We start from the raw sequence: 24,596 nt of genomic DNA on the forward strand, positions 1-24,596 counted from the left end.
CAGCACCACGGAATCCGCGAAAGCCCGCGTCGACTCAGCTTCTCGCGTCGGGGGTGCCCAAGCGGCTGTTCGACCTGAGCCAGGAGGACAGGAAGGCGGCGAGCCCGGGGTCGGTCTCCCGGATCTCCTTGGCGCGCGGCGCGGATTGGGTCCGTGTGATGACCGCGTGGTGGTAGTCGTGAACGAGTTGGGCGGCCCGGGCGGCGTCCCGCTGCGCGATGGCCTCAACGATCTCCATTCGCATCTCGTGCAGGGCTCCCCCCACCTTCAGCCAGCCCTGGGGGCTGCCGCCGGAGAGCTCGACGGCGAGCCCGATCTGGATCTCCGTGATCACCCGGCACAGTGCGGCGAGCAGCGGGTTGTGGGAGATCGCGGACAGGGTCACGAAGAAGTGCTTGAGCGCGGTCGCCGACGACCCCACGTCCGGGCGTTCGCCCGCCTGCTCGGCCGCGTTCCGCAGGCCGGCGATGTCGTCGTCGGAAGCCCGCTCCACGGCCTGCTGCACGGCGTAGGAGTTGAGCGCCCCCAGCACGCCCAGGACGTCGATGGCGCTCATCTTCTCGAACTGGACGACCGAGGCGATGGACATCGCGAGGAGCGTGTAGCCGTCGGCGACGACCGTGGTCCGGCTGCCGTTCCTGGTGTTGAGCAGGCCCATGGCGGTCAGCACCCGTACCGCCTCACGGACGGTCGGACCGCTCACGTCGTAGAGGGCCGCCAGCTCACGCTCTGACGGCAGCCGGGCGCCGTCCGGCAGCGCGCCGCTGAGGATCTGGTTGCGCAGGTCCTCCACGATCTGGTCGGCCACCCGACCGCGGTACAGCTTGGCGGGTGGTTGCGGGGTCACCATGTGTGCTTCTCCTCGGACTCCCGGTACCGGCGGATCCCGGGGTGGGTGTGAATTCCCCGTCGGCTCACCGACCGTTCCAGGTGACCCTACCTGGTAGGCAGGGCGAATGCCTGTTTTGCGTCACCGCTCCCGGCGGCAGTGATCTCCGCGGCCGGCGCCGCGAGCCGTTCGGTGCGCCGGGCTGCGAGCTCGACCGCTGCGCCGCGTGTGGCCAGATCCCTCGCCGCCGTCGCACCGATCCCGCTCGACGCGCCCGTCACCAGCGCGCCCGTCACCAGCGCGCCCGTCACCAGCGCGACGGTTCCCTGCAGTCCCGCGGCCATCCCGGTACCCCTCTCGATCGTCCTTGGAGGTCTGGCGCCAGGCAAACGATCAAGCAACCTTCCTTGACAGTAACCTACCAAGAAGGTTTGATTCGAGCTGTCGGGAAGCAGCAGCGGACAGGCGGCCAGCGACTCCGGCCTTCCCAGCGCCACGCCGCGGTCGCGGCGGGCGCTCGCGTCCCGGAGAGGCGGGCACATCACAAGACGATTACGGAGGAACGCGATGAAGATCGCTCCGTTCGACGAATCCGGTTTTCACATGGACCACCCGAGGGGCACGGTGTCCTTCAACTACCTGCTGATGGGTGGGGAGCCCGAGAAGCTCGAGAACTACCGCTACATCCTGGGACGCCAGGAGGGCGACTTCTCGATGCCGCGGCACCGGCACACCTTCGAGCAGATCCGCCTCCCCCTGGTGGGCGACATGAACCTGGGCGAGCAGGGCATCCTGCGCGAGGGTGAGGTCGGGTACTTCCCTGAGGGGCAGACCTACGGCCCGCAGAACGACCCGCTCACCGAGCCGAAGCAGCTGCAGCTGGTGCTCCAGTTCGGCGGAGCGTCGGGCATGGGCATGGCCGCGGGCCGTGGCCGGGGACCGCGGTCCTCTCGCCCGCCGGCGGAGCGGAACCCGGAGCGGCGGCCCGTCAAGTTCCCCCGGCCCCGCTACCAGAGCGTCCTCATCATGAACCCCAAGCACTTCAACTGGCTGCCGGTCCCGGGTGCGGAGGGCGTCGAGCGCAAGCTTTTGGGCTCGTTCACCGAGCGCGGGTTCTGGATCGAGTTCATCAAGGTCGACGCCGGAGCGGAGTGGGTCTCGACGACCGACGCCGGCAGGCGCCTCATGGTCGCGCTGTCGGGCACGGCCACCGTCGAGGGCACCGAGATCGGGAAGCTGGCCGCGCTCCAGGTCGAACCCGACGAGAAGCTCCAGGTCAGCGCCATCGAGGAGACGGTGTTCTACAGCGTCGGCCTGCCTCCGATCCAGCTGCCGAGGGTTCCGTCCGACCAGTTCGACGTCGTCACGAGCGACGGCGCCATTCAGTTCGAGAACGCCCGCCAGTCGGTCTGACCACGCGCGCAGACGGCGGAGCAAGGACCGGGGCCGAGCTGGTCCGGGCAATCCCCGACCAGCTCGGCCCCGACCGGCCGCGACCCAGGCAAACGACACACAGGCAAACAGAGAGGAACCCGTGAAATGGCATTGTCACTGGCTCAGGCGTCCGACGTCGTCGACGCAGCGCTGCTCAAGGCGCGTGAGCTCGGGCTGCGCCCCCTGGTCATCACCGTGCTCGACCCCGGCGGGCACCCCGTGGTGATCAAGCGTGAGGACGGCGCTGGGATCCTGCGGCCACAGATCTCCCACGCGAAGGCCTGGGGATGTCTGGGCACCGGCTCGGGCGGCGCCGCGGGTGCCCGGCACGCGACCCGCGACCCCGCCTTCTTCGCGGCTCTCGCCGCCATCTCCGAGGGCCGCATCGCGTCCTCCCGCGGCGGCGCGCTGATCCGCGACAAAGAGGGGAACCTGATCGGCTCGATCGGGGTCAGCGGGGACCGCCCGGAGAACGACGAGGCGGTGGCCGTGGCCGGAGTGGAGAGCGCGGACCTGGTCGCCGACGTCGGCTGACCGCCCCGTATCCACGACACCAGCCTCTCAACGGCGGGCACCGGGCAGCGCTGCACGTCTGTCGCGCCGCTCGGTGCCGAGCACGACGTCCCCACCGCGGCGGTCCGCCGCTGTGAATCCCGCGTGTACTCGTCGAATTGTGGTGCCCTTGTGAAAACGGCCGAAGACATTCCTGGAACCGCTCAGCCCCAACGGTGGCATGCGCTCCTGATATGCCTAGCCGCCGGGTTCATGACCCTCCTCGACGTGAGCATCGTCAACGTCGCGCTGCCATCGATGGAGCACAGCCTGGGTTTGACTCCGGCCGATGTGTCCTGGGCCGTCGCCGGCTACGCGTTGACGTTCGGGCTGACGCTGGTGCCGGCGGGCCGGCTGGGCGACGAGTACGGGCGCAGAAAGATCTTCCTGATCGGCCTGTCGCTGTTCGCGATCACCGGGGTCATCTGCGGCGCGGCGCCGAACGCCACAGTGCTGGTCGTCGGAAGGCTCTGCCGTGGCGTCGCGGCCGGCCTGCTCGCGCCCCAGGCCATCGGGCTCATGCAACAGATGTACACCGGCCAGCGGCGGGGCAAGGCCTTCGGCTACTACGGCGCGACGGTCGGCCTGTCCACGGCGATCGGGCCGCTCCTGGGCGGGGTGATCCTGCAGGCGTTCGGACCGGCCGTCGGCTGGCGGTTCGTGTTCTACCTGTCGATCCCGATCGTCGTGCTCACCCTCGCCTTCGCGTACCGGGTGCTGCCCGCCGACCAGCCGGGCGGCGCCCACCACGGCATCGACCTCGTGGGTGTGCTGCTGCTCGGGCTCAGCGTCCTGGCCATCATGCTGCCGCTGCTGCAGACGACCGCAGCCTCCGGGTACCCCGGCTTGTTGTTGGTCGCCGCCGGGGGCGCTCTGCTCGTGCTCTTCCTCTTCTGGCAGCGGCGTCTCGGCTCCCGCGGCGGGCACCCTCTCGTGGACCTCAAACTGCTGACCGTGCGCAGCTACGCGGTGGGCGCCGGAGTCGCGACCGCTTTCTACTCGGGGTTCACCGCCATCTTCCTGGTCATGACCATGTACTTCCAGCAAGGACTGAAGTACACGCCGCTCGAGGCGGCGCTCTCCATGCTGATCTTCACCGTCGGCTCCGCGGTTTCGGCGATCATCAGCGGCCGGATCGTGCACCGGACGGGCCGGCGGAACGTCGTGATCGGCAGCGCGGTCGCGACGCTCGGACTGACTGCCGTCGCCGTGATGGCGCACTCGTGGACCGGCCCGGCCGCCGCGCTCGTCCTGGCCTTGCCGCTGCTGGTCGCGAGCTGCGGATGCGGCTTCGTCATCTCGGCGAACCAGACGCTCACCCTCCGCGAGATCACCCGCAGGGATGCCGGGGTCGCCGCCGGCGTCTACGAGACCGGGCAGCGCATCGGCACCGCCCTCGGCACCGCGTTGGCCACGGGGCTCTTCTTCGGCGCGCTCGCCCGGACGCACGGCGACTACCACGTCGCCGTCGGGCTCGGCCTCGCCGGCCCCGCGGTGCTGGTCGGCGTGGCCTTCCTCATCAGCCTCGTGGACTTCCTGCGACCGGTACGCGCCGACGTCCCCGCGGTCGAGGCCGCCAGGTAGGCCTCGCGCTCCGCACCACGGCCAGGGGCCACGTTCCTGCACTCGCCCCCTCATGCGGGAGCGTGGCCCCATTCTCGTCACCGCGTGTCGGCTGCCGCAGCCGGAGATCGGCCGCTCGCCGGGACCGTGGTCGCAGCGTCCGAGTCGCGCGCCGCCAGCGCAGGCCAGACGGCCAGGAGGGCGAGCGCGGCGACCACGAGAAATGCGACGCGGTAGGTGCTGACGTCCCCCGCGCGGGTTGCTCCGGGGGAGCCTGCTTCGACCAGCACCATGGTGGTCGTTGCGGCGGCGATACCGAGAGCGCCGCCGAGTCGCCGTCCGACGTTGAAGATCGTCGACGCGCGCCCGGACGACGCCTGCGAGATCGTGGCGAACGCGGCCGCCTGGGTCGACACGAACACGTGGCCGACGGAGAGGCCCATGCAGAGCAGCAGGACCCACACGCACCACAGGGTCGAGCCAGGTGCCAGCGACCCGAGCAATGCGATGAAGAGGCCCGTCCCGGCGACGCCCCCGGCCATGACCACGCGCGGCCCCAGGCGCGGGTACAGCAGGCGGCTCGCGATCTGCGATCCGAGCATCACGCCGAAGGCCTGCGGCAGGATGCTCATGCCGGCGACGAGCGGGCTGAGGCCGCGCCCGTCCTGCAGGTAGAGCGACACGGTGTAGACCGCACCGAGGAACGCGACCGACTCGACGGTCATGACCGTGGTGCTGGACCGGAACAACCGGTCCCGGAACAGCCCGATGTCAATCATCGGGGCCCGCCGCCGCAGCTCGAACAGCACCATCGCGGTGAGCAACACCGCGCCGACGGGGACGCTGAGCAGCACGGGCACGGCGGTCCATCCGAGGTCGGGGCCCTCGGAGATCCCGTACATGAGCAGTCCGAGGCCGGCCGCCGAAAGCACGAAACCGGCGACGTCGAAGGGTTCGGCGCGCCGCTCGCCGACGTCCCGGACGAACAGCAGGGCGAAGACGAACGCGCAGACCCCGACGGGAGCGTTCACGAAGAACACCCAGTGCCACGACAGGTTCGTGACCAGGAGCCCGCCGAGCGTGGGGCCGATCGTCGGGGCGAGGGCCGTGGCGATGGTGATCGTGGAGAGCGCCCGCACGCGTTCGGCCGGCGCGAAGCTCCGGAGCACCATCGCCATGCCGACCGGCGCGAGCATTCCCCCGCCGAGGCCCTGCAGGATGCGGTAGGCGACGAGCTCGCCGAGGCTCGAGGCGAGACCGCAGAGCACCGAGGCCCCGGTGAAGATCGCGATCGCGACCAGCAGGATCCGCTTGCCGCCGAAGCGGTCGCCGAGCCAACCCGACGCTGGGATGAAGACCGCGAGGCTGACGAGGAAGGAGATGGTGATCGAGTCGACAGATGTCGAGGGCACCGAGAAGGCATCACCGATGGACGGCAGCGCCACGTTGACGATCGTGGTGTCCATCGTGCTGAGGAAGATCGCCGCGACGTAGACGACGACCACCGCCGTCGTCGGCCGGATCATGGGGCGCATCTAGTCGTCGGTGCCGCGACGCACGGTTGCGAGGTCGGCTGCCCAGGACGACAACTCGTCGAGCATCTCCCCGGCGCTGTCGTCCAGGCGGGGGTTCGGGGTGAACTCGCCTTCGGCGGTGATGAGCCGGTTGATCAGCGGGATGTTGACCGAGCGCGCCGCGGGGATCATGCCCAGCACCGCGACGACCGGAATCAGGCCCTGGATCGATCTGGCCCCGCCGGCGGCAGCGCCGTAACCGACGAATCCCACCGGCTTGCGCCGCCATTCGTTGCAGAGATAGTCGAGGGCGTTCTTCGTCGCGGCGTTGTAGCCGCGGTTGTACTCCGGGACGACGAACACGAACGCGTCGCCCTCGCTGATCGTCGCGCTCCACCGCTTCGTGTGCTCGTGGACGTATCGGCCGAGGCGGGGATGGTTCGGCTCGTCCAACAGCGGGAGATCGATGGCGGCCAGGTCGAGGATCTCGACCGTGAACGCGTCGTGCTTCACCGCGATGTCCCGGAACCAGCGTGCGACGGCTTCGCCCGCACGGCCGGGCCGGGTGCTCCCGATGATGATCTGGAGATGCGGCTTCTGCATGTCTTTCCTCCGTCTGTTCACAGCTCACAGGGCACAGCCCGGCTCTGGGCTGCACCCTGTGGGCATTGCAAATGGTGTGGCGGGCCGCTCGTCAGTCCTGCAGCCAGGCCAGCGCGCGCCGCTGGAACAGGCCGATGATCTCGCTGCCGACGACGACCATCGCCACGATGATCACGAGGGCGGCGAACAGCCCCGCCGAGTCGAACTGCTGCGTCGCGGCCATCGAGTAGTGGCCGAGCCCCTCGTCCGCCGAGACGAACTCGGCCGCGATGACGCCGATCATGGCGAGCGGGACCCCGCCCCGCAGCGCGGCGAACAGCGGCACGCTGACCGACGGCAGGGTCACCCTGCGCACTATGTACGCGCGGGACGCACCCATCGACTTGGCGACGTCGACCAGTGGCTTCGGCACGTTTCGCATTCCGGCGTAGACGTTGTTGAACACCAGGAAGAACACGATCATGCTGGCGATCGCGACCTTCGAGCCGATGCCCAGCCCGAACCAGAGCAGGAACATCGGAGCCAGCGCGACCTTCGGGATCCCGTTGACGGCGATGATGATCGGCTCGAGCATCTCGCCGAGGAACTTCACCGTGCCGATGCACCAGCCCACCGCGGCTCCGGCAGCGGAACCCAGCGACCAGCCGAGGACGAGCTCCTGGGCGGTGACCGCGATGTTGTGATGCATTTCGGGGTCGCCGAGCACCTCGACCAGCTTCACGGCGACGTCGATCGGATTGCTGATGAGGAAGTCCTCGATCACCCGGCCGCTGAGGAACTGCCACGTCGAAAGAATGAAGAGAATGAATGCGATCCGGCAGACCATGATGAGCCGGTGCCGGCGGCGCGCGTCCGCCCCCGCCACACCGGAACCGCCGGAACGCTTGACCGGCAGCCGTACGTGCCCATGGCCGCCGCGCTGGGTATCCATATTCGAAGTCATCGCCGCAAACCCTCCTCAGGACTCGAGCTCGTTCTCCAGGAGCTGCCACAATTCGCGGCGCAGCTCCTTGAAGGTCGAGAGGTCGGTGATGTTGTAGACGTCCCGGGGCCGCTCGATGTCGACGTCGACGATCGCCCGGATACGGCCCGGTCGGCCGGTCATGACGGCGACGCGGTCGGAGAGCGCGATCGCCTCCGTGAGGTCGTGCGTGATGAAGATGACCGACGTCTGCCGTTTCTCCCAGAGCTCCAGCACGGTCTTCTGCAGAGTCGACTTGGTGATCGCGTCGAGCGCCCCGAACGGTTCGTCCATCAACAGCACCTCGGGCTCGTAGACGAGCGTCCGCGCGATGGAGCACCGCTTCTGCATGCCGCCCGAGAGCTGCCGCGGGAAGTGGTTCTCGAATCCGGCCAGGCCCACGAGGCGGAGCCACTCGGTGGCTCGCTCCACGCGTTCCTGCTTCGGCACCCCGCGGATCTCCAGCGGCACCATGACGTTCTGGATCGCCGTCAGCCAGGGGAACAGGTTCGAGTCCTGGGTGATGTACCCGATCTCCTGCTGCTTGAGGTCGCGGTCGTCCTTCACCAGGCGTACGTCTCCCGAAGACGGGCGGAGCAGCCCCGAGGCGACGTTCAGCAGGGTGCTCTTGCCGCATCCGCTCGGCCCGACGACGGTGAACCACTCCTTCTCCCGGACCGTGAACGAGACACCCTGCAGGATGTCCATCGTTCCGCCGTCGGGACTCAGGAACTGGTGCGACAGATTACCCATGATGACCGCTGGATTCTCGGCTACGAGGCTGCCCTGCTCCGTCATCGACTTACCCATCCTTCTCTGGTGGTCGCGGCATGAGGTTGATGTGATCGAGCGCGTCAGTTCTGGTAGGCGGCCGTGTATGCCGCTCGGGTGGAATCGGGGGAGGGGGCCTGGTCGAACATGCCCATACCGGTGAGCACCTCGACTCCGTGGAAGAAGTCCGACTCGCTCATGCTCCCGTCCCGGGCCCACTTGTACGTCGGCATGGCATTCTTGAGGATCTCGGGATCAACGGGCATGACGCTCTTGAGAGCCTCGGCCGCCCCGTCGGGGTTGTCGTCGAGGAAGTTGTTGGCCCGGCCGATGGCGTTGCAGAACTTCTTGGTCATGTCGGGATTCGCCGCGGCGAACTTCGCCGACGTGGCGATCGTCGACCATGCGACGTTGTCCATCTCGGAGAACAGCGGCGAGTCGCCGATGCTGTAGAGGATCCGGCCGGGCACGTGGGAGAGGACCTGGTCGGGCTGCGGCTGGGGCTGGAAGATCACCCCGACCTGCTTGTTCTGAAAGGCTGCGGTCGCCTGCGATGCGCCCGCCATCGAGAGCACCCCGATCCAGTCCCCGGGCAGCCCGTTCTTCTCGAGGAGGGCCTCCAGGAGCTTCGCGCCCGGGTTGACGGTCCGGCCGCCGACGGCCGTGATCTGCTCGCCCTGGAGCGCGGTCAACTGGTCCTTCAGCGACATGGACTCGGTCAGCCCGCGCCGGTTCCACGTGTCGTCACTCACCGCGAGGACGTAGGACGGGTCGACCTGCGTCACGCAGACGCCCTGCAGGCCGATGTCCTCGGACGCCGACTGCATGAGCGTGTTGGTGTTGACCGCCCCGTACTGCACCTGGCCGGTGGCGACCTGCAGCGAGGCGTTGGCGATCTCCCGGACCTCGACGTCCAGGCCTTCTTCCTTGAAGTAGCCGAGGGTCTCGGCGAGGAAGATCGGAGCGGCCGACGGCGCGGCGATCGATACCGATACCAAGATCGGATCGCCTTCCGCGACCGCGGCGCTCCCGGATCCGCATGCGGAGGCGGCGGCCACGGCCAGCGCTGCGGCCACGACCCGCACCCGGCGTCCGAGCCGTGGCCGTCGACGTGCACCTGCGAAACGGCGGTTCTCTGAAGCGGCGTCGCTTCGGTTCATCCCTTGACTCCTGACAGACGGCATCGCTGTGGCGTGTGGTGAGCACGCTCGTCATCTGGGAATTCGTGCGAGCTGGTTCAGGCCGGTGGGCGCCCGGGTGGTGGGCCCGCCGGTACGGCGGCGAGATGGCCCGACCTGCCGTGGCCGGCCGGGGCCGTGGAGACGCTCTGCCGTCCGAGGAACACGGCACTCGCCAGCGTCACGAGAAGGGCGACCGCGAAGATCGAGGTCGTGGTGGTCATGCCCATGGAGACAGCGGTGGGCACGTCACCCGAGGTGCCGGCGAGCCCGATGAAGTAGAGCGTCATGGCGAGCGGGACCCCGATGGACGAGCCGACCCTGAGCCCGGTCTGGTACACGCCCGCGGCCGTGCCGCCCTCCTGCTTGGGGATCTCCGACATGACCAGGGTCTGGTTCGGCGCGATGACCAGCCCGGCGCCCAGCCCGCCCACGAGCAACGAGCCCATCAGCAGGATGGTCGTGTCGCTGGTCCCGGTGCTCGCGACCGTCGCGGTCAGGCCCATTCCCACCGTGGTCACGAGACATCCCGCGGTCACGAGCCAGCGCCCGTACCGGTGCACGATGCGGCCGCCGACGATGGCCGTGATGGCGGATCCGACGGCATACGGCATGGTCGCCAGGGACGCCTGCAGCGGCGAGAACTGCATCCCGCGCTGGAAGTAGATCTGGCACAGCACGAAGATGCTGGGCTGCGCGGCGAAGAAGCAGAACCCGGTCAGCGCGGCCGTCGAGTAGCTGCGCATGCTCAGCAGCTTCAGCTTGACCAGCGGGTGCCGGTCCAACTGTTCGAGCCGCCGCTCCCAGACGAGGAACGCGGCGAAGATCGCGAAACCGACGGCGATGAGCCACCAGCTCGGCGTCGTCTCCGCCTCCCCGGCCTGGATCACCGGGAGCAGGACGGACACGACACCCAGCCCGAGCAGCCCCGCGCCCACCAGGTCGAGCCGCCCGCGTGTTCCCGGCACCTCCTGGCGCGGGAGGAGCCGGATGGCGAGGAAGAGGGCCGCCAGACCGATCGGCACGCTGACGTAGAACACGAGGCGCCAGCCGATCTCCGGGCCGGCGAGGGACATGATCGACCCGCCGATCAACGGCCCGACCGCGGTGGAGATGCCGACCGTCGCCGCGTACAGGCCGAAGGCCTTGCCGCGCTCCCGGCCGGTGAACATCTGCTGGATCAGGCCGACGATCTGGGGGTTCAGCAGGCCTGCGGTGAAGCCGCGGGCGACCCGCGAGACGAGCAGCCACGTGCCGCTCTGGGCGGCGCCGCAGAAGAGCGCGCTGATCAGGAACAGGACGATGGCGATCAGGAACATCCGTCGCCTGCCGTAGTCGTCACCGAGCCGGCCGGCCGTCACGAGGGTCAGGCCGAACGCCAGGATGTACCCCGAGAGCGTCCAGGTGACCTCGGTCGGAGTGAGATCCAGGCTCCGCTCGATGGACGGGAGCGCGACGTTGATCATGCTCCCGTCGAGGAGCACGAGGAACCCGGCGAGCAGGCAGGCGACGAGAGCTGCCCAGCGGCGTGGATCTGGTTCGGTCGCGGCGTCGTGCGCTGATGTCGTCATCGTCATCAACTACTTCCACGTGTGAATACAACAGTGGATATCGGTAGGACGGCGGGTGGACCGCCTGTCGAGCTGCCCCCGAGACAACGCCGCCGGGAAAACGCCGCGGAGCAGTGCTCAGCCGCAGCAGGCGACCGGACCTGCGCTCCCGAACGCGCAGGTCAGAACGGGTACTGCTGGATCGTTCCCTGCATCGTGAGCCACTGGGCCTCGGTGAACGCGTCCACATTTGCCGAAGCGCCGCCGAACCGGGATCCGGTCCCCGACGCACCGACCCCGCCGAAAGGTGCCACGGCCTCGTCACCGACGGTCTGGTCGTTGATGTGGACGATGCCGCTCGGAATCTGTTCCGCAATCGCCAGAGCCGCCATGACGTCCTTCCCGAGAATCCCGAGGGAAAGCCCGTACTCGGTGTCCCTGGCCAATGCCACCGCCTCGGCGACGTCGCCGAAGCTGATCACCGGCGCGACCGGACCGAAGACCTCCTGGGCGTACGCCGGCGTGGCCGGCGTGACGTCGGCGAGCACCGTCGGCCGGTAGAAGAGCCGGTCATAGGTGCCACCCGCGACGAGCCGGGCACCTGCGTCCACGCTCGCCGTCACGAGCGCATGGATCTTGTCGCGCTGGTTCGTGTCGATGATCGGCCCGAGCGCCACCTGCTCGGTGGCCGGATCGCCGACGGGCAGGTGGTCGGCTTTCTCGGCCAGGCGCGCGAGGTAGGGCTCGAGGACGTGCTCGTGCACCAGGTGCCGCCCGGTGGTCATGCAGATCTGGCCCTGGTGGAGGAACGACCCCCACGCGCCCGCTGACGCGGCGAGGTCGAGGTCGGCGTCGTCCAGCACGATGAGCGCCGAGTTGCCGCCGAGCTCGAGGTGCGCGCGCTTCAGGTGGCGGGCCGCCAGCTCCCCGACCCGCCTGCCCGCGGCCGTCGACCCGGTGAAGCTGATCGTCCGGACGTGCGGGTCGGCGACCAGCGCCTCGCCTGCGTCGGCGCCGCCGGGGAGGACGTGCAGCACGCCGTCGGGGAGCCCGGCCTCCTCGAAGATCCGGGCGATCGACACCCCGCCGGAGACGGCCGTACGCGGGTCGGGCTTCAGCACGACGGCGTTGCCGAGGGCGAGCGCCGGCGCCACCGATCGGATGGCCAGGATCAGCGGGAAGTTGAACGGCGCGATGACCCCGACGACCCCGACCGGGCGGCGCCGAACCAGGCTCAGCCGCGGCTGCGCGCTGGGGATGATCTCCCCGAGCGAGTGCGAGGCGAGAGCGGCGGCCTCGTAGCACTCCTGCGCCGCCGTCTCCGTCTCCACGCCCGCCTTCGGCGGGATCGAACCCGCCTCCCGCACCAGCCAGTCGCCGACGTCGCCCGCATGCTCCTCCCAGAGCTGCCCGGCCCGCCGCAGCACGGCGGCCCGCTCCAGGTAGGGCTGCGCTGCCCAGGCCCGCTGGGCCTCCGCCGCGCGGCGGGCGGCACGGGCGACGTCGTCGGCGTCCGCGATGCCGATCCGGCCGATCTCCGCGCCGGTTGCCGGTGCCGTCACGGCGGCCTCGCCTGCGGCCTTGACCCACCCGTCGCTGTAGACGGAGGCGTGCCAGGTGCTGTCGTCAAGGAAGCTCATGAGGTTCCTCCGGGCTGGGTGGCCGCCTCGTCGCCGGCCACGGAGATGTCGAGCAGCAGGGGTTCGGTCCGGGTGCTGAGACCGGGCAGGACGTCGTCGAACGTGCTGATCAGCTCGGTGTGTGAGGTGATGCGGCGAGCCGGGCAGTTCAGGGACCGGGCCAGCTCTGTGATGTCGATCTCGCCGAACGCCGGCCACGGGGGTTTGCCCCCGGCGTCGCTCGCGAGCCGGTCCATGATCGCGTAGCGACCGTTGTTCAGGACGATGTAGAGGACCCCGCACGCGTAGCGGGCAGCGCTCCACAGCCCCTGCACCGCGTAGAGCGACGAGCCGTCGCCGAGCACGGCCACGACGGGACGGCTGGGATCGCCCAGCCGCAGCCCGGCGGCCGCCGGCAGGGCGAAGCCGAGGCCGCCCATCGCGGCGCTGACGAATCCGCGAGGTGCGCGCGCAGGTAGCCAGCGGTGCAGGTCGGGGCGGGTGGAGGGGGTCTCCTCGACGAGCACGGTGTCGCGGGGCAGTCGCTGGGCGAGTGCCGCGAAGACGTTTGTGGGGAGCAGCCGCTCGTCGGCGCGGGGTGGTTCCAACTCCGGCGCCGGACGCGGGGCGGCGGTGAACGGACGCGGCCGCAGCCGTGCGGCGATCGCTGCGCACGCCGCCGCCACGTCCGTCAGCACGGCGACATCGGCGTGGCTGTGGTGCAGCTCGTCCGGGTCGTCGGAGATCACGGCCACGGTCAGCCCGTCGGACACCAGGGGCCCAGGCTCGTAGGCGTACTGCCGGAACGCGCCGGTGCCCACGACGAGCGCCACGTCGTGCGGGGCGAGGACCGACCGCAGGCCCGATCGGTTGGACGGCAGGTGGCCGGCGAACTGGGGGTGATCCTGCGGGAAGCCCGCGCGGGCGCCGAACGCCTCCTGCCACACCGGCGCGCCGAGGCCGCGGGCCAGAGTCACGAGCTCCGCCCAGGCCTGCGGTTCGTCGGCGCCCGCGCCCACGATCAGGACGGGGGACTCCGCCGATTCGAGCAGGCGGACCACGTCGTCGACGGCGGGTCCCGGTTCCAGGCGGCCCCGCGTGAGCGTGACCGGCCCGGCCGATCCCAGCGCGGGGTCGGACTCCGCCGACCAGTCGTCCATCGGCACTACGACGATGGCCGGGCCGCGGTGCTGCACCGCCTCGTGCCACGCCCGCCGCACCGCGCCGGGAACGTCCTGCGGCCGGACGGGCTGGTGCTCCCACACCGGATACCTGCCTGCGAGGCCCTGCAGCCGCCCGGCCAGGAACGGCTCCGCGGCCAGGTGGCGGCGATCCTGCTGGCCGACCAGCACCACCAGGGGAGCGCGGTTGACCCGTGCGGTCGCCAATGCGCCGACGGCGTTGCCCAACCCGGCTGTCGTGTGCAGTACGACCAGCGCCGGCTTCCCGGCGGCGATGGCGTAGCCGGTCGCCATACCCACGACGGTGCCCTCGTGCAGGCCCAGCACGAACTCGAGATCGTCGGGCAGGTCGGTCAGGAAGGGCACCTCGGTGGAGCCCGGGTTCGCGAACATGCGGTTCATCCCGCACTGGCGCAGGACGTCGAGCGTGGCGTCGCGGACCGTCGTCACGTCGCCGCCCCGTTCGTCGCTGGTCCCGTCGTGGCCGCGACCCGAGGCCCGGACGGGTCGAGGACCACCGCGTTCTCGTGGAAGCCGAGCCCGTCGATCTCTCCGCGCAGTTCGTCCCCGGGGTGCACCCGGCTCACCCCGGGCGGTGTGCCCGTCGAGACGACGTCGCCGGGTGCGAGCGTGAGTGCCTCGGTCAGCCAGGACAGCTGCTCAGGGATGTCGTGGAACATCTCCGACGTGTTCCCGTCCTGGCGGAGCTCGCCGTTGACCCAGAACCGGATGCCCAGCGCGTGCGGATCGGGGATCTCGTCCTTCGTGACGAACCAGGGGCCGACGATGCCGAACGTGTCGAACCCCTTCCCGCGGTCCATACGGTGGTTGTCCAGCTCGGCGACGTCTCGCGCCCCGATGTCGACGAAGGCGACGTACCCGGCGACCGCCGCCATGGCCGTCTCGCGGTCGAGGCCCCGGGAGCGGCGGCCGATGACCACACCCAGCTCCAGCTCCGGATCGACCCGCTCGCTCATCGCCGGGTAGCGGAGGCTGTCGTACGGGCCGGCCAGCGCGCCGGGTGCCTTCAGGAAGCCCTGGAGGCGACGGCGCGGCGTCCCGTTCTCCGGGGGCGGCGCCTGCCGGTCCCGCGGGTAGTTCGAGGTCATGCCCCAGATCGTGTGCGGACGGCCGACCGGCGGGCCGTAGCGCTCCGGCTCGGCGGACCACGTGCAGTCCTCCGCCAGGTCGCCGGCGCCGGCCGCCGCCGACGCCCACTCGTGCACCGCGCGCACGACCGCGAGATCCGGGTCTGTCTGCAGCAACTCCGGGAGGGTCTCGGCGATCTCCCGTCGCGAACGCGGTATCGCGTCCTCTCGGTGGCTACCGCGCGCCTCGAGCATGCGGGCGTAGGCCGCCTGCACGTCCACGAGGCGGCCGTCGATGACGTCCGGGAAGCTGAGCCGGTCGCCGAGGTAGGTGCGCCTGATCGCGAGTTTCACTCAGACTGCCTTCGTCAGGTTCTCGGGCTGGACGGCGTGCCGAGCCATATGCCACGCCGTGTCGATCGGAACGACCACCATGTCGAACCTCCAGGCTTTCCACGATGTCGAAAGTGCTCCTGACTCCGCCAAATCCCTCTGGCCAGGAGTTCTCTTATGGCGGACGCTAACCAGAGGCCCTCGAAGCGGGCAAGGATCGAACCAAGGATTTCCACGATGCCGAAGGATGAGCCCAACGACGCGGTGAGCAAGTCTCTGCGGGCGCTGCTCGTGCTCGCCGCCCACGAGTCGTTGGGGGTCAGCGAGCTGAGCCGCGAGCTCGACGTGGCGGTGTCCACCGCGCACCGCCTGCTCAACATCATGCGGCTGCACGATTTCGTGGAGCAGGACATGGACTCACGCCGGTACCGGCTGGGCCCGGCGGCGTTGAACCTCGCCTCGCAGGCGAGGGGTGACCACGACCTGGTCGCCGTCGGCCACCGGCATCTCGCGCAGCTGTGCGTGCAGCTCGACGAGACCGTCAACCTCGTCGTCCTAGAAGGGCCGGACGCGCTCTTCGTCGACGGCATCCAGTCCCGGCAGCCGCTGCGCGTCGCCACCCGTACCGGCGCCCGGCTGCCCGCCTACGCCACCGCGGGCGGAAAGGTCCTGCTGGCGCACACGCCGCCGTCGATCCTGCGCTCGTACTATCCGGCGGAGCTGCGGAAGGTCACCAGGCACACCCTGCCTGACCGGCAGGCGCTCGAGCGCGAGCTGGAACTGACGCGCGAGCGCGGCTACGCGCTCAACCTCGGCGAGCACCTCGCGGAGGTCTTCGCGATCGCCGTTCCCGTCAACGGCCGGCATGGCCGCCCGGCCGCGGCCCTCACGGTTGCGGGGCCGAGCACGCGGTGGACGCGCAGGCGGCTCATCGCCGCCGCGCCCATGCTCACGGCCACCGCGGCCGCAATCACCCGCGACCTTCGCGAGTACGGCGCCTGACCCGCCGGCGCCGCCCGTCACGGGTCACCCCGGCCGCTGGCGGCAGTAGTTGCGATGCCTCACGCTGTGGACCGGGTGCGGTTCGCCAGAACGATGGCGATGACGATCAGGCTGAGCAGCAACAGGACGACGGTCACCGGTAGCAGGATCAGCGCCAGAATCAGCACGGCGACCACTATGGCCTTTGTCCCCGGGCTCAACGCCGAGAATGCGCCCCTGATCGCTCCCCAGACTGGACTGCGTCCTTCGAGAGCAGCCTGGGCGCCACCGAACGCGGCGTGCAGAGTGATGCCGCCGCGGGCCGCGATCTGATCGAAAGTGCGGGCGAGCTGTTCGATCTTGTCGAGCGCGATCCCGAACCCGCGCTCGATCAGTGTCGCGAGCAGTGTCCGGAGGCTGGCCTTCAGCTGCTCGGTCGGCGTGGGTTGTGGTTCCTCCGCAGAGACCCGACCGGTGTCGTACTCCACTCGCACGGACGGTCTGGACAGCCGTCTGGGCTCCGGCCCGGTCGGGTCAGGCCGTCTCCGGGGGCGTGCGGTCATCGGTGACTCCTCCGGGCAGCGGTTCGGGTCCCGTGTCGATACGGCTTTGCGCACCTGCAGACGCGGCATACCCGGCACGCATCACGCCCAGACACACGTCCAGTCGTCCCCCGGTCCGCAGGCGGACGGCGGCCCTGCCTTCAGCGGCCCTCCCGCGCGGAAGGTGGCACCGGGCGGCCGGGCCCCGAGCCCCGGGCGGCGACGCGCTGGGCACGGCGGCGTTCCGTGGGGCGTTGCCGGCGCTCGCTCGGTTCGCCGGCCTCACCTGCGTCGTCCTGCTCCGGCCCGATCTCGTCTGCATCGGCAGCTTCCCCCTCGGAGGGTGCCGTGCGGGATCGGCGAGCGAGGCGCCGCAGAGCCTCGAGCACCTGCATGGCCAGGCGCTGCAGGAATTGCAACAGCTGAACGGCGCGGGCGACGACGAGGCTGAATGCGGCGCCCATCCGTGCGCGCACCACCGTTCCGGTCGCCTTCGCATCCTTCCGGTCCGACCGCGGCGTTGCGGGCCTGCCGGTCAGAGCCGCCCTGACGCCGGTACCCCCGCTCTCCGCGACGCGGTCGAGCCGGTCGGCGACACGGTCGACCCGCGAGACGGCCGTGTCGACCACCGCCGCGAGCACCGCATTGCCTGCCTTGCTCAGCACCTGGCGGGCGGCCCCGCTCGCAGCGCGGTCGGCGGCCCCTCGGCCGGCCTGCTCCGCACCGCCGGTGGTGCGTGTCACTGTGCGCGTCACGGTGTTGGTCATCAGGTCACGTCCCTTCTCGTGGCGCAGCGGTTTCGCGTCATCGGTGCGCCCGGTCCGTCCGCCTGGTCACCCGTGTCACGGGCCGGGCGGGGGAGGTCTCCCTGCTACCGAGCCTGGCCCTGGGAGACATGCGATGTCCACCCGTCGGTCTGCTATCCGGTCGTCACGCCGCTCACCCTTGCGTTCGGCGCTGCTCTGGCGCGCTTTGATCAAGCGAGACGAGAGTCAGGAGCGAGGCTCGCTGACCGCGGCAGGACGCCGTCCAGTGGCCAGCAGGACGCCCAGGACGACCAGGCCGACCACCAGCCAGGCAAAGCCGAGCGTCTGCGCCGCGACCTGCGCGTTCACCACGACATAGGCGAGGATCGCGAACCCGATCACCGGTACGGCGACGTGGCGCCAGTAGTCCGTGCTGCGCTGCCGCACGGCGTAGTGCACGACCACCGAGACGTGCAGCACGAGGAACGCCGAGAGCGCGCCGAAGTTGACCAATGTGGACAGCAGCGTGATGCCGTCGTCCCGGGTGCTCATGGCGATGCCCAGCACCAGCGAGACTGCGGCGACCAGCAGCGTGGCGTTGACCGGCACCCGGCGGACGGGGTGGACGCGGGCCAGCAGCGCGGGCAGTTGGCGGTCGCGGGCCATGGCGAACAACAGCCGGGACGTCGCAGCCTGCGCGACGAGGGAGTTGGCGAACCCCCAGGCGATCGCGGTGGCGACGGCGGTCAGGGTCGCGAGCCACGGCCCCCCGGCCACCGCCGCGGCGTCGTAGAAGGCGGTGCCGTCCGGGTCGCCCTCGGCGATCAGCCTGGCCGGGTCCGGCACCAGCAGGGCAGCGACCCAGGTCTGCACGATGAACAGCGTGCCGGCCAGCGCCAGCGCGGCGATCATCGCCTTGCCCAGCGAGCGGGCCGACTCCCGGTTCTCCTCGGCAAGGGTGGAGATCCCGTCGAACCCGAGGAAGCTCAGCACCGCGATCGAGACCGCACCGAACACCAGGCCGATCGAGAACGTGCTGCTGTCGTAGACCGGGCTGAAGTCGAACCCGTGCCCCGCTCCGGCCACCAGCGCGACGACGCCGAGGACCAGGAAGATCGCCAGCACCACGAGCTCGGCTACGAGCATGACCTTGTTGACCCGAGCGGTCGTCTCGATGCCGAAGTAGTTGACCACCGTGTTGAGCACCACGAACGCCACGACCCACAGCCACACCGGGACGGCCGGCACGATCGAGTTCATCGCGATCCCGGCGATCAGGTACAGCAGGCCGGGCACCAGCACGTAGTCCAGCAGCACCATCCAGCCGGCGAGGAAGCCGACGGGTTGCGCGATGCCCCGCCCCGCGTAGGCGTACACCGACCCGGCCATCGGGAAGGCCCGTGCCATCTGCGCGTACGAGGCCGCGGTGAAGGCCATGGCCAGCATCCCGACCGCGTAGGCCAGCGCGACCATCCCGCCGGAGGCCTGGAAGACGCTGCCGAAGATGCCGAACGGCGCGATCGGCACCATGAAGATCAGGCCGTACACCAGCAGGTCGGTGAAGCTCAGCGTCCGCTTGAGCTCCTGGCGGTAGCCGAACTCCTCCACCCCGCCGGACCCACCGCGCTCGGAGGTGCTTCCCGGGTCGTCCATGACGATCTCCTCCCGCCGGCGAGCAGCGTAAACGAGGGATGCCGATCACCGCTGTAGGCAAGGCGGGTGGGATGACGGGTGGGCTCGGGTAGGTCCAAGCGGCTCAGCGCAGCGCGGCGCTCACCCGCTCCGCCGCCGCCGCGACCGCCACCGGCCCCAGCTCTGGTCGGCGATCGCCCAACGCCGCTCCCGCACCTCGCGCAGCTCGGCCGTGAGGGCCTCGCGGTCGGTGATGGTCTGCGCGGAAAACCGCTCCAGCCAGCCGGTGAGCAGCCGGTCGACCTCGGCGTCGTGATACGGCACGATCGGGGATCGCGATGACCGTCGGACGGACGCTGGTGTTCGTTCCGGGTGACCGTCCGCGGCGCATCGCGACCGCGCTCGCGTCGGACGCCGAGAGCTCGCGCCCGCCATGCGCTGGCTCTCCACGGGAACGCCTGCCGGTCCGGTGCGCACCTGCCGACCGGGGCGCCCGGCGACCTGGTGGCCGAGCGCGGCACGGTCTCCGGGCTCGGCAAGTACACCGCCGCCGTGCTGGCCAGCTGGAGGAGGAAGGAGAACGATGACCGTCCACAACCGATGGCATGGCCGCGTCTACAAGGATTTCGTGGTGGGTGACGTCTACGAGCACCCGCTCGACCGCACGATCACCACCACGGACAACAAGCGCGGACACGGGCCGCGCGCCGAGATGGCATGAACCTTGCCGAGGAGAACGCCGCCCACAACGACACGGCGGCGAAAGCCGAGCTGCGCCGTGACCTGCGCGGGCTCGTCGAGCAGATCTGCGCCGACTACCCCGACGCGTATTGGCGCGAGGTCGACGCGGCCCGCCGCTACCCGGAGGAGTTCGTCGCGGCGCTGACGGGCACCGGGTGCCTCGGTGCGCTGGTGCCCGAGGAGTACGGCGGGCTGGGCCTGGGGCTCGGTGACGCGTCGGTGCTGCTGGAGGCGATCAACGCAGGCGGCGGCAACGCGGGGCCCGTTCACGCGCAGCTCTACACGATGGGCTCGGTGCTGCGGCACGGCAGCGAGGAGCAGAAGCGCCGCTACCTGCCCGGCATCGCCGAGGGCACGCTGCGGCTGCAGGCGTTCGGGGTCACCGAGCCGACGGCGGGCACCGACACCACGAGCATCACGACCACGGCCCGCCGCACGGACGACGGGTACGTCGTGAACGGGCAGAAGGTGTTCATCTCCCGCGTGCAGCACTCGGACCTGATGCTGCTGCTGGCCCGCACGACCCCGCGGGAGCAGGTGGCGCGCAAGTCCGACGGGCTGTCGTTGTTCCTGGTGGATCTGCGTGAGGCAGAGGGCGTCTCGCTGCGGCCGCTGCGCACGATGATGAACCACGAGACGAACGAGGTGTTCTTCTCCGACGTCCACCTCCCGGCCGACGCGCTGGTGGGCGAGGAGGGTAAGGGCTTCCGCTACGTCCTCGACGGCATGAACGCCGAGCGGATCCTCATCGCGGCGGAGTGCATCGGCGATGGGCGCTGGTTCGTGCGGCGGGCGTCGAAGTACGCGTCCGAGCGGGAGGTGTTCGGCCGGCCCATCGGGCGCAACCAGGGTGTGCAGTTCCCGATCGCCCGCGCGCACGTCCACGTGGAGGCCGCGGACCTGATGCGCTGGAAGGCCGCCGATCTGTTCGACGCAGGGGAGTCGTGCGGCGCCGAGGCCAACATGGCCAAGCTGCTGGCCGCCGACGCGTCATGGGAGGCCGCGGACGTGGCGCTGCAGACGCATGGCGGCTACGGGTTCACCGCCGAGTACGACATCGAGCGCAAGTTCCGGGAGACCCGGCTCTACCAGGTGGCCCCGATCTCGACCAACTTGATCCTGTCCTACGTGGGCGAGCACGTGCTGGGAATGCCCCGATCGTTCTGAGAACCGGAGGCGGGTGATCGACAGATCGGGTCCAGGGGGCCAAGCTAGTGTCCCGCGGAGCACTGGTCGACGACGATCGGGGGAGCCGACGTGGGTGGGAGCGACGGTTCGCCCCTGCTGCAGGCGCGCGAGCTGCGCAAGAGCTACGGCTCGGTGCAGGCGCTGCGCGGAGCGTCGTTCGGCCTCGCCGCCGGTGAGGTGGTCGCCCTGATCGGCGACAACGGGGCAGGCAAGTCGACGCTGGTCAAGTGCCTGAGCGGGGTCGAGCGGCCGGACGCGGGCGAGATCCTCATCGACGGGGCGCCGGTCGTGCTGGACTCGCCGACCGCCGCCCGTGCGCGCGGCATCGAGACGGCCTACCAGGACCTGGCCGTCGCGCCCGACCTCGATCCCGCCGCCAACCTGTTCCTCGGCCGTGAGGTGCGTCGCCCTGGACTGCTCGGCGCACTGGGCATGCTGGACAAGGCCGCGATGCGCCGGCGGGCCGCCGAGGAGTTCGCGCGCCTCGGCGTGACCCTCCAGGACATCGACGTCCCGATCGGATCGCTCTCCGGCGGGCAGCGGCAGAGCGTGGCGGTGGCCCGGTCGGTGGTGTGGGCCAGCCGGGTGGTGTTCCTCGACGAGCCGACGGCCGCGCTCGGGGTGGTGCAGCGCGAACGGGTGCTCGACGTCGTCCGCCGCGTGCGCGACACGGGCGTCGCGGTGGTGCTGATCAGCCACAACATGCCCGAGGTGCTGGCCGTGGCCGACCGCATCGAGGTGCTGCGGCTCGGTGCGCGGGTCGCCCGCTTCACCGCAGCCGACGCCACGCTGGAGCAGTTGGTTGGAGCCATGACGGGCGCGCTCGCCCACGAGGAGGACCGGTGACCGACGTCGAGTCCCGCCCCGGCACGTCGGATGTGGTGCGGCGCCGTCCGGTGCAGCGGCTCCTGGGCGTGTCGACGGTCTGGATCGCGCTCGTGCTCGTGGTGCTGTGCGTGCTGTTCAGCGTGTTGCGACCGGATGCTTTCCCCACCCTGTTCACCTTGCAGACGCTGCTGATCGAGGCGTCGGTGCTGCTGGTGCTCGCGGTCGGGATGACATTCGTGATCATCACTGCCGGGATCGACCTCTCGGTCGGGTCGGTGCTGGTGTTCGCAGGCGTCATCGCGGCCACGCTGATGGAGGCGCTCAGCCCCGGCGGTGACGCCTCCGCCGCCGGGCCGGGCGTGGTGCTGCTCGGCCTGCTCGGCGCGCTCGCAGGCGGGGGAGCATGGGGTCTGCTCAACGGGCTGCTCGTGGCCCGGGCGAGGATCCCGCCGCTGATCGTCACCCTCGGGTCGTTCGGTGCCGCGCTCGGCGCCGCCCAGCTCATCACGGACGGCGTGGACGTGCGGACGGTGCCGCGGGCGCTGCGCGACGGGCTGGGCTTCGGCCAGACCGCGCAGGTCCCGCACATGGTCGCGCTCGCCGCGGTCGTGACGCTGGTGGGCGCGTGGCTGCTGCACACCACGCGGTTCGGCCGCCGCACCTTCGCCGTCGGGTCCAACGCCGAGGCCGCGCGGCGGGCGGGCATCCCGGTGCGCGGGCACCTCGTCCGCGTCTACACGGGCGTCGGCCTGCTCGCGGGGCTTGCCGGTTTCATGTCGCTGGCGTATTTCGGCACCACAACGATCAGCGGGCACTCCACGGACAACCTGAACGCGATCGCCGCCGTCGTCCTGGGCGGGACCAGCCTCTTCGGCGGTGTCGGGACCGTGTTCGGGACGGTCATCGGCGTGTTCATCCCGGCGGTGCTCACGAAGGGTTTCGTGATCGTCGGGGTGCAGCAGTTCTGGCAGCCGGTGGCGATCAGCGCGGTGCTGGTGGCCGCGGTGTGGTTCGACCAGGTGCGACGGCGGTCGCGGGACCGCGCTTAGGTCCGTGCAGCAGTTCCAGCGGAAGGGTCGAGGAGGACCGGGATGAGGCACAGGGTGGCTGGAGCGGCGGTTGTGGCGGCGCTGGTGGTGCTCGCCGCCGGCTGCGGCGGCGGCACGATCGGCCAGGGTTCCGGCGGCGGCCAGGCCGCCGCCCCGGCGAACAAGAACCTGGTGCTCATGCCGGGGGTGAAGGCGGAGCCGTTCTACATTTCGATGCAGTGCGGCGCCCAGGAAGAGGCCGCCCGGCTGGGTTACCAGCTGACCACGCAGGCACCGGACAAGTTCGACGCGGCCCTGCAGACGCCGATCGTCACCGGCGTCCTGTCGACACGGCCCGCGGGCGTGCTCATCGCGCCCACCGACGACATCGCGCTGGCGAACCCGATGACCCAGCTCAAGAACGCCGGCATCCAGGTCGTGGAGGTCGACACCCGGCTGCAGGACCAGTCGGTGGCCCTCTCGACCGTCTCGTCGAACAACGAGCAGGGCGGGGCGCTCGCCGCGCAGACGGTCGCGCGGCTCATCGGTGAGCGGGGGAAGGTCATGGTCCTGAACACGAAGGCCGGCACCTCCACCACCGACGCCAGGGCCGCCGGCTTCGAGCGGGAGATCGCCAAGTTCCCCGGCATCACCTACCTGGGCCAGGAGTACACCGACAACGAGCCGTCGGTGGCGGCGCAGAAGGTATCGGCGAAGCTGTCCAGTGATCCGGACCTGGCCGCGGTGTTCGCCACCAACCTCAACTCCGGTGAGGGTGCGGCCACCGGGCTGCGCAACGCCGGCCGGACCCAGCAGGTGCGCCTCGTCGGCTTCGACGCCAGCCCCAACCAGGTGGAGGACCTGCGTGCGGGCGAGGTGTCCGCGCTGATCGCCCAGGATCCGGCGACGATCGGGCGGCAGGGTGTGCAGCAGGCCGTGGCGGCGATCGAGGGCAAACCGGTGGACCGCGAGATCCAGACCGATCTCGTCGCGCTCACGCAGGCCGACATGGAGGCGAACTCGCAGTACTTCTATCGGACGGCGTGCTGACCGACTGGTGGTTCCAGCCCGGTGCGGCGCGCCCGCGCGGGTTCTTCGAGGTGTTCGTGGTCAGCGACGTGTGCGCATGTCGTACGGTCACTCGTGTCGCCGGCGCGGGCGGCGCCCAAAATGTGACGTGTCCCCGCCCGGTGTATTGCTTCGTGTAGGTATCTGTCGGCTCGTGTGAATGGAACGTCCTTGGCGCAACACGTCTTGACCCGGTTGGTTGACGATCTCGACGGTTCGGAGGCCGTCGCGACGGTGTCGTTCTCGTTGGACGGTGTCAGCTTCGAGATCGATCTCTCGGAGGGGCACCTCGCCGAGTTCCGCGCCGCGTTGCATCCCTTCGTACGAGTGGCCCGGCAGGCGTCGGGTGACCGCGAGACGGAGCGGACCACCACGCGGACCGGGGCGAGCGCCACCACCCCGGCCCCGGCGGTGGCTCGGGGGCCCGAGGTCCCGAGGGAAGAGCGCGACACGCCACCCCCACCCCCACCACTTCCACTTCCACTTCCACCGGCACCGGCACCGGCACCGGCGCCGGCGCCGGAGCGGGAGGTGGTGGACGAGGTGGCGCTCCCCACGGCACCTCCGAAACGCAAGCGCGCGCCATTGGTGACCGACCCGTTCAACCCGATGCGCACCGGCTGAGTTCTGGACGGCGAGGGATCGCGGGACGTACGGAAACGTGCC

General features: G+C 70.4%; 25 protein-coding genes. 10 read left to right on the forward strand and 15 right to left on the reverse strand.

Going from position 1 to position 24,596, the window contains the following annotated elements; all coding sequences use genetic code 11:
• Positions 1-34: 34 nt before the first annotated feature.
• Both ABD143_RS07980 and ABD143_RS07985 read right to left on the reverse strand, forming a co-directional pair.
• Positions 35-850 (reverse strand): FadR/GntR family transcriptional regulator, encoded by an 816-nt coding sequence (locus ABD143_RS07980; protein ID WP_343973562.1) that lies wholly within the window; start codon positions 848-850, stop codon positions 35-37.
• Positions 851-936: 86 nt separating this feature from the next.
• On the reverse strand, positions 937-1,173 hold the full coding sequence (locus tag ABD143_RS07985) for an SDR family NAD(P)-dependent oxidoreductase (protein ID WP_379659812.1): 237 nt from the start codon (positions 1,171-1,173) through the stop codon (positions 937-939).
• Positions 1,174-1,396: 223 nt separating this feature from the next.
• On the opposite strand from ABD143_RS07985, the gene ABD143_RS07990 reads away from it, so the two are divergent.
• From ABD143_RS07990 to ABD143_RS08000, 3 genes are all read left to right on the forward strand, one after another.
• Positions 1,397-2,242 (forward strand): cupin domain-containing protein, encoded by an 846-nt coding sequence (locus ABD143_RS07990; RefSeq protein ID WP_343973565.1) that lies wholly within the window; start codon positions 1,397-1,399, stop codon positions 2,240-2,242.
• Between the two features lie 126 nt (positions 2,243-2,368).
• Positions 2,369-2,797: a GlcG/HbpS family heme-binding protein gene (locus ABD143_RS07995; RefSeq protein WP_343973568.1), complete on the forward strand. Its 429-nt coding sequence runs from the start codon at positions 2,369-2,371 to the stop codon at positions 2,795-2,797.
• Between the two features lie 231 nt (positions 2,798-3,028).
• The gene (locus ABD143_RS08000; RefSeq protein WP_343973571.1) at positions 3,029-4,399 is read left to right on the forward strand and encodes an MFS transporter; all 1,371 of its coding nucleotides are present in this window, start codon (positions 3,029-3,031) and stop codon (positions 4,397-4,399) included.
• A 77-nt stretch (positions 4,400-4,476) separates the two neighbouring features.
• Here ABD143_RS08000 and ABD143_RS08005 read toward each other — a convergent pair whose 3' ends face one another.
• The 9 genes from ABD143_RS08005 to ABD143_RS08045 form a co-directional block, all read right to left on the reverse strand.
• Positions 4,477-5,904, reverse strand: coding sequence for a DHA2 family efflux MFS transporter permease subunit (locus ABD143_RS08005; protein WP_343973574.1), 1,428 nt, complete (start codon positions 5,902-5,904; stop codon positions 4,477-4,479).
• A 9-nt stretch (positions 5,905-5,913) separates the two neighbouring features.
• Positions 5,914-6,495, reverse strand: a complete 582-nt coding sequence (locus ABD143_RS08010) for an NADPH-dependent FMN reductase (RefSeq protein WP_343973576.1) — start codon at positions 6,493-6,495, stop codon at positions 5,914-5,916.
• Positions 6,496-6,586: 91 nt separating this feature from the next.
• Positions 6,587-7,426 (reverse strand): ABC transporter permease, encoded by an 840-nt coding sequence (locus ABD143_RS08015; RefSeq protein WP_343973579.1) that lies wholly within the window; start codon positions 7,424-7,426, stop codon positions 6,587-6,589.
• A 27-nt stretch (positions 7,427-7,453) separates the two neighbouring features.
• A complete protein-coding gene (locus ABD143_RS08020; RefSeq protein ID WP_343973582.1) occupies positions 7,454-8,254 on the reverse strand; it encodes an ABC transporter ATP-binding protein in 801 nt (266 codons plus the stop codon).
• Positions 8,255-8,310: 56 nt separating this feature from the next.
• Positions 8,311-9,303, reverse strand: coding sequence for an ABC transporter substrate-binding protein (locus tag ABD143_RS08025; RefSeq protein ID WP_343973584.1), 993 nt, complete (start codon positions 9,301-9,303; stop codon positions 8,311-8,313).
• A gap of 161 nt (positions 9,304-9,464) precedes the next feature.
• On the reverse strand, positions 9,465-10,976 hold the full coding sequence (locus ABD143_RS08030; protein WP_343973587.1) for an MFS transporter: 1,512 nt from the start codon (positions 10,974-10,976) through the stop codon (positions 9,465-9,467).
• Positions 10,977-11,137: 161 nt separating this feature from the next.
• On the reverse strand, positions 11,138-12,595 hold the full coding sequence (locus ABD143_RS08035) for a benzaldehyde dehydrogenase (RefSeq protein ID WP_343973590.1): 1,458 nt from the start codon (positions 12,593-12,595) through the stop codon (positions 11,138-11,140).
• A complete protein-coding gene (locus tag ABD143_RS08040) occupies positions 12,592-14,205 on the reverse strand; it encodes a thiamine pyrophosphate-dependent enzyme (protein ID WP_343973593.1) in 1,614 nt (537 codons plus the stop codon). Before ABD143_RS08040 ends, ABD143_RS08035 begins: the two co-directional genes overlap by 4 nt.
• Positions 14,202-15,197, reverse strand: a complete 996-nt coding sequence (locus ABD143_RS08045; protein WP_343973596.1) for a fumarylacetoacetate hydrolase family protein — start codon at positions 15,195-15,197, stop codon at positions 14,202-14,204. Before ABD143_RS08045 ends, ABD143_RS08040 begins: the two co-directional genes overlap by 4 nt.
• Before the next feature lie 216 nt (positions 15,198-15,413).
• On the opposite strand from ABD143_RS08045, the gene ABD143_RS08050 reads away from it, so the two are divergent.
• On the forward strand, positions 15,414-16,178 hold the full coding sequence (locus tag ABD143_RS08050; RefSeq protein WP_343973599.1) for an IclR family transcriptional regulator: 765 nt from the start codon (positions 15,414-15,416) through the stop codon (positions 16,176-16,178).
• Between the two features lie 59 nt (positions 16,179-16,237).
• On the opposite strand, the gene ABD143_RS08055 is transcribed toward ABD143_RS08050, so the two are convergent.
• The 4 genes from ABD143_RS08055 to ABD143_RS08070 form a co-directional block, all read right to left on the reverse strand.
• Positions 16,238-16,645, reverse strand: coding sequence for a hypothetical protein (locus ABD143_RS08055; RefSeq protein ID WP_343973602.1), 408 nt, complete (start codon positions 16,643-16,645; stop codon positions 16,238-16,240).
• Positions 16,646-16,860: 215 nt separating this feature from the next.
• Entirely contained in the window at positions 16,861-17,466 is a 606-nt protein-coding gene (locus ABD143_RS08060; RefSeq protein WP_343973605.1) for a hypothetical protein, read from the reverse strand.
• Positions 17,467-17,691: 225 nt separating this feature from the next.
• Positions 17,692-19,098 carry an APC family permease gene (locus ABD143_RS08065; protein WP_343973608.1) on the reverse strand — a complete coding sequence of 469 codons (1,407 nt, stop codon included), beginning with the start codon at positions 19,096-19,098 and terminating at the stop codon, positions 17,692-17,694.
• Between the two features lie 120 nt (positions 19,099-19,218).
• Complete coding sequence (locus tag ABD143_RS08070) at positions 19,219-19,401, reverse strand: IclR family transcriptional regulator domain-containing protein (protein ID WP_343973611.1); 183 nt, start codon at positions 19,399-19,401, stop codon at positions 19,219-19,221.
• Positions 19,402-19,660: 259 nt separating this feature from the next.
• Here ABD143_RS08070 and ABD143_RS08075 point away from each other — a divergent pair, with 259 nt between their 5' ends.
• The 6 genes from ABD143_RS08075 (at position 19,661) to ABD143_RS08100 (ending at position 24,554) form a co-directional block, all read left to right on the forward strand.
• On the forward strand, positions 19,661-19,798 hold the full coding sequence (locus tag ABD143_RS08075; RefSeq protein WP_379659811.1) for a hypothetical protein: 138 nt from the start codon (positions 19,661-19,663) through the stop codon (positions 19,796-19,798).
• Positions 19,795-20,985, forward strand: a complete 1,191-nt coding sequence (locus ABD143_RS08080) for an acyl-CoA dehydrogenase family protein (RefSeq protein WP_343973614.1) — start codon at positions 19,795-19,797, stop codon at positions 20,983-20,985. Before ABD143_RS08075 ends, ABD143_RS08080 begins: the two co-directional genes overlap by 4 nt.
• A 90-nt stretch (positions 20,986-21,075) precedes the next feature.
• Complete coding sequence (locus ABD143_RS08085) at positions 21,076-21,852, forward strand: ATP-binding cassette domain-containing protein (RefSeq protein WP_343973617.1); 777 nt, start codon at positions 21,076-21,078, stop codon at positions 21,850-21,852.
• A complete protein-coding gene (locus ABD143_RS08090) occupies positions 21,849-22,883 on the forward strand; it encodes an ABC transporter permease (protein WP_343973620.1) in 1,035 nt (344 codons plus the stop codon). The genes ABD143_RS08085 and ABD143_RS08090 overlap by 4 nt, the downstream gene beginning before the upstream one ends.
• A gap of 42 nt (positions 22,884-22,925) precedes the next feature.
• Positions 22,926-23,912, forward strand: a complete 987-nt coding sequence (locus tag ABD143_RS08095; protein WP_343973624.1) for an ABC transporter substrate-binding protein — start codon at positions 22,926-22,928, stop codon at positions 23,910-23,912.
• A gap of 204 nt (positions 23,913-24,116) precedes the next feature.
• Entirely contained in the window at positions 24,117-24,554 is a 438-nt protein-coding gene (locus tag ABD143_RS08100) for an Lsr2 dimerization domain-containing protein (protein WP_425563740.1), read from the forward strand.
• The last annotated feature ends 42 nt before the right edge of the window (positions 24,555-24,596 follow it).

Source organism: Pseudonocardia aurantiaca (assembly GCF_039526725.1).
Classification (GTDB): Bacteria; Actinomycetota; Actinomycetes; order Mycobacteriales; family Pseudonocardiaceae; genus Pseudonocardia; species Pseudonocardia aurantiaca.

What these genes read in the sequence shown, in the direction of transcription:
- ABD143_RS07980 (WP_343973562.1), bottom strand. Translation starts at nt 850, where the DNA reads ATGGTGACCCCGCAACCACCCGCCAAGCTGTACCGCGGTCGGGTGGCC.
- ABD143_RS07985 (WP_379659812.1), bottom strand. Translation starts at nt 1,173, where the DNA reads ATGGCCGCGGGACTGCAGGGAACCGTCGCGCTGGTGACGGGCGCGCTG.
- ABD143_RS07990 (WP_343973565.1), top strand. Translation starts at nt 1,397, where the DNA reads ATGAAGATCGCTCCGTTCGACGAATCCGGTTTTCACATGGACCACCCG.
- ABD143_RS07995 (WP_343973568.1), top strand. Translation starts at nt 2,369, where the DNA reads ATGGCATTGTCACTGGCTCAGGCGTCCGACGTCGTCGACGCAGCGCTG.
- ABD143_RS08000 (WP_343973571.1), top strand. Translation starts at nt 3,029, where the DNA reads ATGACCCTCCTCGACGTGAGCATCGTCAACGTCGCGCTGCCATCGATG.
- ABD143_RS08005 (WP_343973574.1), bottom strand. Translation starts at nt 5,904, where the DNA reads ATGATCCGGCCGACGACGGCGGTGGTCGTCGTCTACGTCGCGGCGATC.
- ABD143_RS08010 (WP_343973576.1), bottom strand. Translation starts at nt 6,495, where the DNA reads ATGCAGAAGCCGCATCTCCAGATCATCATCGGGAGCACCCGGCCCGGC.
- ABD143_RS08015 (WP_343973579.1), bottom strand. Translation starts at nt 7,426, where the DNA reads ATGGATACCCAGCGCGGCGGCCATGGGCACGTACGGCTGCCGGTCAAG.
- ABD143_RS08020 (WP_343973582.1), bottom strand. Translation starts at nt 8,254, where the DNA reads ATGACGGAGCAGGGCAGCCTCGTAGCCGAGAATCCAGCGGTCATCATG.
- ABD143_RS08030 (WP_343973587.1), bottom strand. Translation starts at nt 10,976, where the DNA reads ATGACGACATCAGCGCACGACGCCGCGACCGAACCAGATCCACGCCGC.
- ABD143_RS08035 (WP_343973590.1), bottom strand. Translation starts at nt 12,595, where the DNA reads ATGAGCTTCCTTGACGACAGCACCTGGCACGCCTCCGTCTACAGCGAC.
- ABD143_RS08050 (WP_343973599.1), top strand. Translation starts at nt 15,414, where the DNA reads ATGCCGAAGGATGAGCCCAACGACGCGGTGAGCAAGTCTCTGCGGGCG.
- ABD143_RS08060 (WP_343973605.1), bottom strand. Translation starts at nt 17,466, where the DNA reads ATGACCAACACCGTGACGCGCACAGTGACACGCACCACCGGCGGTGCG.
- ABD143_RS08065 (WP_343973608.1), bottom strand. Translation starts at nt 19,098, where the DNA reads ATGGACGACCCGGGAAGCACCTCCGAGCGCGGTGGGTCCGGCGGGGTG.
- ABD143_RS08075 (WP_379659811.1), top strand. Translation starts at nt 19,661, where the DNA reads ATGACCGTCCACAACCGATGGCATGGCCGCGTCTACAAGGATTTCGTG.
- ABD143_RS08080 (WP_343973614.1), top strand. Translation starts at nt 19,795, where the DNA reads ATGAACCTTGCCGAGGAGAACGCCGCCCACAACGACACGGCGGCGAAA.
- ABD143_RS08095 (WP_343973624.1), top strand. Translation starts at nt 22,926, where the DNA reads ATGAGGCACAGGGTGGCTGGAGCGGCGGTTGTGGCGGCGCTGGTGGTG.